This is a genomic window from Nocardia sp. NPDC056952, assembly GCF_042674185.1.
Lineage (GTDB): Bacteria > Actinomycetota > Actinomycetes > Mycobacteriales > Mycobacteriaceae > Nocardia.
Map to the genome: position 1 here is coordinate 1 of NZ_JBHURA010000025.1, position 10312 is coordinate 10312.

Annotated in this window: 2 protein-coding genes; both read left to right on the forward strand. The window is 67.0% G+C overall.

The features are described 5' to 3' along the window. Positions 1–138 precede the first annotated feature (138 nt). On the forward strand, positions 139–6468 hold the full coding sequence (locus ACFTS5_RS34080; RefSeq protein WP_378639469.1) for an SDR family NAD(P)-dependent oxidoreductase: 6330 nt from the start codon (positions 139–141) through the stop codon (positions 6466–6468). Beyond that, positions 6468–10312: type I polyketide synthase (locus ACFTS5_RS34085; protein ID WP_378639471.1), on the forward strand; the 3845-nt coding region annotated here is incomplete at its 3' end. The genes ACFTS5_RS34080 and ACFTS5_RS34085, both read left to right, overlap by 1 nt.

Sequence of the window (10312 nt, forward strand, 5' to 3'; positions counted from 1 at the left end):
CAGTTGTGGGTGTCGGGTGTGGGTGTGGGTTGGGGTGGGTTGGTTGGTGGTGGCAGGTCGGTCGATCTGCCGACGTATCCATTCGAGCGGGAACGGTTTTGGCTCGCCTCGGCGGTGCCGTCGGGCGCAGTGTCGGGGATGGACGATGAATTCTGGGATCTCATCGACAACTCCGACATCAGTGACGTCGGCCGGACACTCGGCGTGGATCCTGATGCCTCGATGCACGAGGTGATGCCGGCGCTCGCACAATGGCATCGACGTCGTTGCACCGATACAACACTGGACTCCTGGCTGTACGAGGAGCGCTGGCGTCCGGTACCAACGCCGACCCGCCGCCCGACCGGCGTCTGGCTGCTCGCGACCGACGATGAGTCGGGTGCCGAGCGGGTGTACACCGAGCTCGGTCGATCGGCGCAGGTCCTTCGTCTCGATCTCGACGGCGATCGAACGCAACTGGCCGAACAGCTGCGAGGACTGCCGCCCGTGCAGGGCGTGCTGGCCGTGCTCGTTCGGGATGCCGTGCCGAATCCGCCGCACGGGGTGGTTCCGCTCGCGCTGTCGCGGATGATCGTTCTGATCCAGGCGCTGGGGTCCGCCGGAATCGAAGCTCCTCTGTGGACCGTCACCCGCGGTGCCGTGTCGGTATCGCCTGCCGATCCGCCACCGGTCCCGGCCCAGGCCCAACTATGGGCGATCGGTCGTGTCGCGGCCTTGGAACACCCGGACCGCTGGGGCGGAATGATCGATCTTCCCGCCGCCGCCGATGACGACGCACCCGCTGTGCAACGCTTGATCGCCCTGCTGTCCGGCGCGGGCGTCGAGGACCAGTTGGCCATCCGCGCACCCGGTGTCCTGGCCCGCAGGCTGGTGCATGCCGACAGGCCGGCGAGTGGTCCGGCACAACTGCGCGGCACCGTCCTTATCACCGGTGGCACCGGCGGAATCGGCGCCAACCTGGCGCGCTGGGCATGTGCAGGCGGCGCCGCGCACGTGGTTCTGGTCAGCCGGCGTGGCGATTCAGCGCCTGGAGCGAAGGAACTAGTCGCCGAACTGGGCGCATATGATGCCGAAATCACTGTCGCGGCATGCGATATCACCGATCGGGAAGCGGTGGCCGGCCTGCTCGACGGTCTGCGGCAGCCTTTGACCGCGGTGCTCCATGCCGCTGGTCTCGCCCGGTTCGTGCTGCTCGACCAGCTCACCCTGTCCGGCCTCGCCGAAGAGATCAGCGCGAAGGTCCGTGGCGCGGAGCTGCTGGACGAGCTGACACGCGATCACCCGATCGAGGCGTTCGTGCTGTTCTCCTCGGGTGCCGCCGCGTGGGGGAGCGGACAGCAGGGCGCCTACGCGGCCGGCAACGCTTACCTCGACGCACTCGCGCGACGCCGCCACGCCGAAGGTCTCCCCGCTACCGCGGTGGCTTGGGGCAGCTGGGCAGGTGGAGGCATGGCCGCCACCGCGGAAGCCGACGAGCTGCTGACCCGAAACGGCCTGCGGGCCATGGACCCCGAGCTCGCTGTCGAGGCGATGTGGCGGGCTGTCCGTTCGGGCGTCCCGCACCACGTGGTCGCCGATATCGACTGGACCAGATTCGCACCGCCGTTCACCAGCGCGCGCCCCAGCCCGCTCATCGACGACCTGCCCGAGGTTCGTGCCCTCGCCGACCCGGATTCCGGTTCCACATCGACCTCTGTGTTCGACGTCGCGGCAGGCGATGGTCTGCTGGATCGTCTCGTCGTCGACGAGGTCGCCGCGACTCTGGGATGCCCCGCCTCGAAGGTCGACACCGAGCGTGCGTTCAAAGAGCTCGGTTTCGACTCGCTCGCGGCCGTCGAATTCCGCGACCGGCTGGCCAAGGCGACCGGTCGCACGCTGCCCACGACGCTGACCTTCGACTACCCGACGCCCGAAGCGGTCGTGCGTTATCTGGGCGATGCGGTCGTGGGTACAGCGGTGGAAACCGCTGACCGGGCCGCTGTACCCGATACGGACGAGGTCGCGATCGTCGCGATGGCATGCCGGTACCCGGGTGGCATCACCTCGCCCGACGGGCTGTGGACGCTGGTCGCCGAAGGCGGCGAGGCCGTCGGGGAATTCCCGTCCGACCGCGGCTGGGATCTGACCGGAATTCCGCCGACGGGCGGTGGATTTCTCTATGAAGCTCCAGATTTCGATGCGAGCTTCTTCGGCATTTCGCCCCGTGAGGCGTTGGCGATGGATCCGCAGCAGCGGTTGTTGCTGGAGTCGTCGTGGGAGTTGTTCGAGCGGGCCGGCATCGCTCCGGACTCGTTGCGGGGCAGCCGGACCGGCGTCTTCATCGGTGCCTCCGCCGGTGACTACGGGGTATTGGCGGAGGCATCCGGCCAGGATGTCGAAGGCCATGTCCTCACCGGTACCGCCAATAGCGTGCTCTCCGGACGGATCGCCTACACGCTCGGTTTGGAGGGGCCCGCGGTAACGCTGGATACGGCGTGTTCGTCGTCGTTGGTGGCGCTGGATTGGGCAGTGCGGTCGGTGCGCAGTGGTGAGTGCTCGATGGCGGTCGCTGGTGGTGTCGCGGTCATGTCGACACCTTTCGCCTTCGCCGAGTTTGCGCGTCAAGGTGGTTTGGCTGGAGACGGTCGGTGTAAGTCGTTTTCGGCTGGTGCTGATGGGACTGGTTGGGGTGAGGGTGTTGGTTTGGTGTTGGTGGAGCGTTTGTCGGATGCGCGGCGTTTGGGTCATCGGGTGTTGGCGGTGGTGCGTGGTTCTGCGGTGAATCAGGATGGTGCGTCGAATGGTTTGACGGCGCCGAGTGGTGTTGCGCAGCAGCGGGTTATTCGTGCGGCGTTGGAGAATTCGGGGTTGTCGGTGGGGGATGTGGATGTGGTGGAGGCGCATGGGACGGGGACGGTTCTTGGTGATCCGATCGAGGCGCAGGCGTTGTTGGCGACGTATGGGCGGGGTCGGGTTCGGCCGTTGTTGTTGGGGTCGTTGAAGTCGAATATTGGTCATACGCAGGCGGCTGCGGGTGTGGCTGGGGTGATCAAGATGGTGGAGGCGTTGCGGCGTGGTGTGGTGCCTGCGTCGTTGCATGTGGGTGAGTTGTCGTCGCATGTGGATTGGTCTGTGGGTGGGGTGGAGGTGGTGTCGGAGGCGGTGGATTGGCCGGTGACGGGTCGTCCGCGTCGGGCGGGGGTGTCGTCGTTCGGTATCAGTGGGACGAATGCGCATGTGATCGTGGAGCAGGCTCCTGAGGTTCATGAATTCGTGGATGTTGTTGTGGGAAAGAATGTTTCGACGGTGCCGTTGGTGTTGTCGGGTAAGACTCCCGACGCACTACACGCCCAGGCGGTAGCACTGCGAGAGATGCTCGCCGGAGACGACAACGGGCCCGCACTGGCTGATATCGCCTGGACGCTGGCTACCGCGCGCACGAAATTCTCCTACCGTGCCGTGGTCAACGCGGTGGATCGGAGTTCGCTCGACAGCGGACTCGACGCGCTGACCGCGGGCACGGCCTCCGCCGCGGTGCATCAGGGAATTGCCCGTACCGGTCCTCTCGCCATGGTGTTCGCGGGCCAAGGCTCCCAGCGGGCCGGAATGGGGCGGGAACTCTACGACTCCTACGACGTCTTCGCCGCCGCGCTCGACGAAGTCTGCGGCCACATAGATCCCCTGCTCGACCGATCGCTGCGCGACGTCATCTTCGCGGAGCCGCAGCTGCTGGATCGGACGGAATACACCCAGCCGGGTCTGTTCGCCGTGGAATACGCGCTGTACCGGCTGTTGTTCTCCTGGGGCGTCGTCCCCGACTACGTCATCGGCCATTCGATCGGCGAGATCACCGCCGCCTGTGTCGCCGAGGCGATATCGGTGCCTGATGCGGCGCGGGTGGTGGTGGCACGTGGCCGGTTGATGCAGCAGTTGCCGTCCAATGACGACCAGCCGGGCCTCGGCGGATCCATGGTCGCCCTCGAAGCGACGGAAGCCGAAGTGCTGGAACACCTTTGCGATGATGTCGATCTCGCGGCCGTGAACGGTCCGCGGGCCGTGGTGATTTCGGGCGCAACCGACGCCGTGGATCGCGTCGAGGCTCTCTTCGCCGCACGCGGACGGCGTACCAAGCCGCTTACGGTGTCGCACGCCTTCCACTCGGCGTTCCTAGAGCCGATCCTCGCGGAGTTCGACAAGGTCTGTGCGGATATCGTCGTCAACGCGCCGCGGATACCGGTGGTGTCGAACCTGACCGGCAAGCCGCTCACAGCCGAGGATCTCGCCTCCTCGACATACTGGGCGCGCCATGCCAGGGAAACAGTACGGTTCTCCCACGGCATCCAGGCGCTGGCCGACCGCGGCGTCACCCGGTATCTCGCGGTGGATCCCAGTGCCGCGCTGGTCCCGATGGTGCAGGAATGCCTGAGCGCCGACGAACACAGCCTCGTGGTCGCGACCCTGCGCGCCGGGCGATCCGAGCCGGAGGCCATGCTGTCCGCACTGGCCGAGCTGTATGTCGATGGCGTGCCGATCGCGTGGGACGACGTCCTCGGTGGTGGTCGGATCGTCGACCTGCCGACGTATTCCTTTCAGCGCGAGCGTTTCTGGGCGTCCGCCGCACGGCAGCCGGCCAGGACGGTCGACTCCGATCTGTACCGGCTCGATTGGGTGCCGATCGAGAAGGCGGGTTCGCATGGCCCGGCCGTGCCCGACTGCGCGATCGTCGGCGATGTCGACCGGACGACCGCCTCGTTCACCGCGCACCACCGGGACCTGGACGCTCTGCTGTCAGCGGCGGTGATTCCGGAAAACGTGGTCGTTCAGCTCCTTCCGTCCGGTGACGAGCAGCCGCAGTGCGCGCAGGCAGGCGCCCGCGCAGGGCTGGACCTGGTGCAGGCGTGGCTGCGCGAGTCCCGCTTCGCCCACAGCCGCCTTGTGCTGGTCACCCGCGGTGCTGTCGCCGTGGAACTCGGTGCTGACCAGGTCGATCTCGGACACGCGCCGGTGTGGGGATTGGTCCGCTCCGTCCGAGCCGAGCATCCGGACCGGATCGTGCTCGTCGATCTCGACGAGCAGGTGCTGTCGGATCATGTGCTCGCCACGGTGCTGGCCAGTGGAGAAGCCGAAGTGGTGGTCCGCGGTGACCGCTTCGACACCGGCAGGCTCGCGGCGCTCGATCCGACGCCAAGCGTGGGACGGGCCTTCGATCCGGAGGCGACAGTGCTTGTCACCGGAGCGTCGGGAGCGCTCGGCAGCGTTGTCGCCCGGCATCTCGCTGCGCGGCACGAGGTCCGGCACCTGCTGTTGGTCAGCCGCCGGGGTCCGGAATCTCCGGAGCTGGCGCGACTGCAGACCGAGCTGGTCGAGCAAGGCGTCGAGGTCGAGGTCGCGGCGTGCGATATCGCGGATCGGGCGGCTGTCGCCGAGATGCTGGAGCGGATACCCCGGCGACTGGGTGCCATCGTGCATCTGGCAGGTCTGCTCGATGACGCGGCCGTGCTGTCGCTGGATCACCCGAGATTGGCGGAGGTCTTGCGACCCAAGGTCGACGGCGCGTGGCACCTGCACGAACTGACCCGTGAACGAGATCTCGACCAGTTCATCCTTTTCTCGTCCGCGGCGGCGACTGTCGGTACCGCGGGACAGGCGAATTACAACGCGGCCAACGCCTTTCTCGACGCCCTCGCCCACCAGCGGCATGCGTGGGGGTTGCCTGCGACCTCCATGGCCTGGGGGCTGTGGGCAGACGCCGGAATGGGCGGGCGTCTCGACGCCGCCCATCGGCGTCGGCTCACACGGATCGGCGCGGTTCCACTGACCGCCGGGCATGCGATGAAGCTGTTCGACGCGATGCTCGGTGGCACTCATCCGGTACCGGTGCCGCTACCGCTGGATCCAGCGACGCTCGCCGCCACGAGCCGGGCAGATCTTCCCGTAGCCCTGCACGGGCTGGCGAAACCGGCGCCCGTCGCGCCTACTTCCGTTCTTCGTGACATCGGGGCGCTTGCGCCGGAACGCAGGCGGGAAGTCGTGCTGCGCAGCGTCATCGAGAATGTCGCGGCCGTGCTCGGGCACAGTTCGGCAGTCGGAATCACCGCGAGCAGCGCCTTCACCGAACTGGGATTCGATTCGCTGACCGCCGTGGAATTGCGCAACCGGCTCGTCGCGCAGACGGGGCTGGCCCTCGCGCCTTCACTGGTGTTCGACCATCCCACTCCGGTGGATCTGGCCGATCTGCTGACCGCTCTGCTGGTGCCGGAGCAAGCGCGGCCGGGTGACCGCGCGATGGTCGAACTGGACTCCCTCGAACGGATGCTGCTCGACGTCGATCCGGACGACCACGCTGTCTCCGAGATCGCGGGACGGCTCCAGTCGATGCTGTGGAAACTGCAGCACGGCAACAACATACCGGCACTCTCCGTGCCGGCAGCATCGACCGCCGATGACATCCTCGAATTCATCGACCGCGAGTTCGGAGAACTGAACTAGTGTCCAACGAAGATAAGCTCGTCGACTACCTCAAGCGTGTATCCGCTGAGCTGCAGCGAACGCGGCAGCGTGTGCAGGAACTCGAGTCGCGCGCAACGGAGCCGATCGCCATCGTTTCCCTCGCGTGCCGTTTCCCTGGTGGAGTCGATTCGCCCGAAGGACTCTGGGATCTGGTCGCAGACGGCCGCGACGCGATCACCGGTTTTCCCGTCGACAGAGGTTGGCAGGAATCCGATGGATTCGGCGGATTCCTCGACGGCATAGCGGAATTCGATGCCGGACTGTTCGGCATCGCACCTCGCGAAGCCCTGGCCATGGATCCGCAGCAGCGTCTGCTGCTCGAGACGGCCTGGGAGCTGGTCGAACGGGCCCGTATGGATCCGATGTCCTTGCGTGGCAGTCGCACCGGTGTCTTCGTGGGTACCAATGACCAGGATTACTGGGATCTGTCGGGTGCGGCTGATGCCGATACCGCCGCGTACACGGTGCTCGGAAGTTCCGCTGCGGTCATGTCCGGCCGTATCGCCTACGTGCTCGGACTCGAGGGCCCGACCATGACGATCGACACCGCATGCTCGTCGTCGCTGGTCGCCATGCACCTTGCCGCGAAGGCATTGCGCGACGACGAGTGCACCCTGGCGGTCGCCGGCGGCGTCACCGTGATGTCGACACCGAAGGCTTTCGAGGAATTCACGCGCCGGGGCGGGCTGGCGGCCGATGGTCGATGCAAGGCTTTCGCGGCGGCAGCTGACGGGACCGGCTGGGGCGAAGGGGTCGGCCTGGTACTGCTGGAACGATTGTCCGACGCACAGCGCAACGGGCATCGGGTGCTGGCGCTACTGCGCGGATCGGCCGTCAACCAGGACGGCGCGTCGAACGGTCTCACCGCCCCGAACGGTCCCGCCCAGCAGCGAGTGATCCGGGCAGCGCTGGCAGACGCCCGACTCTCGGCCACCGATGTCGATGTCGTGGAGGCACACGGAACCGGGACCACACTCGGCGATCCGATCGAGGCGCAGGCACTTTTGGAGACCTACGGCCGAGCACACCCCACAGAGCGGCCGGTGCTGCTCGGGTCGGTCAAATCGAACATCGGACACACGATGGCCGCCGCGGGCGCCGCGGGCGTGATCAAGATGGTCGAGGCGATGCGTCGCGGGGTCGTCCCGGCGACCTTGCACGTGGACAGTCCCACGCCACAGGTGGATTGGTCGGCCGGAGCGGTGCAGCTCGTGACCGAAGCGACGGCCTGGCCCGCCGGTGATCACCCACGCCGGTCGGGTGTGTCGTCGTTCGGAGTCTCCGGGACGAACGCGCACGTGATTCTCGAAGAAGCGCCCGAACTGGTATCCGAACCGGAATCCCCGGTCGGGCACGACAGTTCAGCGGCCTCGTTGCCCTTCCTGCTATCGGGTAGAACGGCGGCCGCGGTCCGCGCTCAGGCTGTGCGCCTGGCCGGCCTGCCGATCGCGGATGAGCAGCTCCCGGACGTGGCGTGGTCGCTCGCCACGACTCGGGCCGCGCTCGACCACCGTGGTGTCGTCATCGGCGGCGATCTCACCGACCTGCGACAAGGTCTGGCAGCGCTGGCCGACGAGAACCCGACAGCCGACGTGGTCAGCGGCTGGGCGGCGACCGGTGACGTGGCGTTCGTATTCCCCGGCCAGGGTGCGCAGTGGCATGGAATGGGCAAGGAACTGCTCGCATCCAGCGAAGTGTTCGCTGCTCGGATGCGGGAGTGCGCCACCGTCATGGATCCGATCAGCGGCTGGTCGCTGATGGATGTCGTCACCGGAGAGGACCAGTCATGGTTGACCCGGGTGGATGTCGTGCAGCCGGTGTCCTTCGCGGTCATGGTCTCGCTCGCGGCGGAATGGGAATCCCTGGGAGTGACACCGCACGTCGTTGTCGGGCACTCGCAGGGCGAGATCGCGGCCGCTTGCGTGGCCGGGGCGCTGAGCCTGGAGGACGCGGTCCTGATCGTGGTGCGGCGCAGCCGGATCATCGGCGAGAAGCTGTCCGGCCGCGGTGCGATGGTGTCGGTGGCGTTGTCCGCCGACGTTGTCGAACAGCTGATCGCACCATACGAGCCGCGACTATCGGTGGCCGCGATGAACGGTCCCGCGGCGACGGTCGTCTCCGGTGAGATCGGCGCCCTTCGCGAACTGGTCGCCGAATGCGATGGCAACCAGGTGCGCGTGCGGTGGATCGATGTCGACTACGCGTCCCACTCGGCACAGGTCGACGATTGCGCGGAGGAACTTCTCGAGGTCTTGGCCGGGATCTCTCCGCGCCAAGCCCGCATACCGCTGTACTCGACCGTACGCAGCGGATTGCTCGAAGGCCCCGAGCTCGATGCCCGATATTGGGTCGAGAACCTGCGAGAGCCAGTGCGATTCGCGGCCGCGACGCAGACACTGCTGCGGCAGGGTTATCGGTTCCTGATCGAGGTCAGCGCGCATCCGGTGCTGGTCCCGGCGATCGACCAGGCCGTCGATGAGGTTCGCGGCACCGCGCTGGCGATCGGTACGCTGCGCCGCGGTGAGGGCGGCCGGCGAAAGCTGCTCGAATCCGCGGCTCGCGGCTGGGTGAACGGATTGCCGGTCGACTGGGCAGCATTGCTGGGGGATTCCTCCCGCCGAGTCGCGGACCTGCCGACCTATGCCTTTCAGCGACAGAGATACTGGCCCGACTCGGGCGGGATCGTCCGTGGTTCCGCACTCGGCGCGATCGTGGCGAACCCCGAACCGTCAGCGGACCCCTCGACCGGCAGATTCGCCCGGATGACCGGTGCCGAGCGTGGCCGGGCACTCTCGGATGTCGTACGCACGCAGGTTGCCGACGTACTCGGATACGAGTCTCCCGACGCGATCGAACCGCGCACCTTCCAGGAGCTCGGCTTCGATTCGCTGACGGCGGTCGAGTTTCGCAACCGCCTGGTGATGGCGACAGGCCTGCGCATACCCGCGACGCTGATCTTCGATCATCCCACCTTCGATGCGGTGGTCGACTATCTCGACAGCGAGTTGACCGGCCGCGCAGCGGACGGAACCAGCGCACCTACGGCCGTCTCGGCCGAGGACGATCCCGTGGTGATCGTGTCCTCGAGCTGCCGGTATCCCGGGGGAATCGCCTCGCCGGATGACCTCTGGCGGATCGTGCACTCCGGTACGGACACGATCGCGGAGTTCCCCGCCGACCGAGGGTGGCAACCGCAGGAAATGACCGGCGTCACCACTGCCGCGGGTGGGTTCCTGTACGACGCCGCGGATTTCGACGCAGGCCATTTCGGTATTTCGCCGCGTGAGGCGTTGGCGATGGATCCGCAGCAGCGGTTGTTGCTGGAGTCGTCGTGGGAGTTGTTCGAGCGGGCTGGTATCGCTCCGGATTCGTTGCGGGGCAGCCGGACCGGTGTGTTCATCGGTATGTCCGGCCGGGACTACGGCCTTACGGCCACCCCGGCACGTCAGGAAGTCGCGGGCTACAACCTCACCGGGACCGCCGCCAGCGTGGCCTCGGGGCGGATTTCGTACGTCTTCGGCTTGGAGGGGCCCGCGGTAACGCTGGATACCGCGTGTTCGTCGTCGTTGGTGGCGCTGGATTGGGCAGTGCGATCGGTGCGCAGTGGTGAGTGCTCGATGGCGGTCGCGGGCGGTGTCACCATTCTGTGCACGCCCATGGCGTTCGACGAATTCTCCCGGCAGGGAGGGCTGGCGGCCGATGGTCGATGCAAGCCTTTTGCGGCGTCGGCTGATGGGACTGGTTGGGGTGAGGGTGTTGGTTTGGTGTTGGTGGAGCGTTTGTCGGATGCGCGGCGTTTGGGTCATCGGGTGTTGGCGGTGGT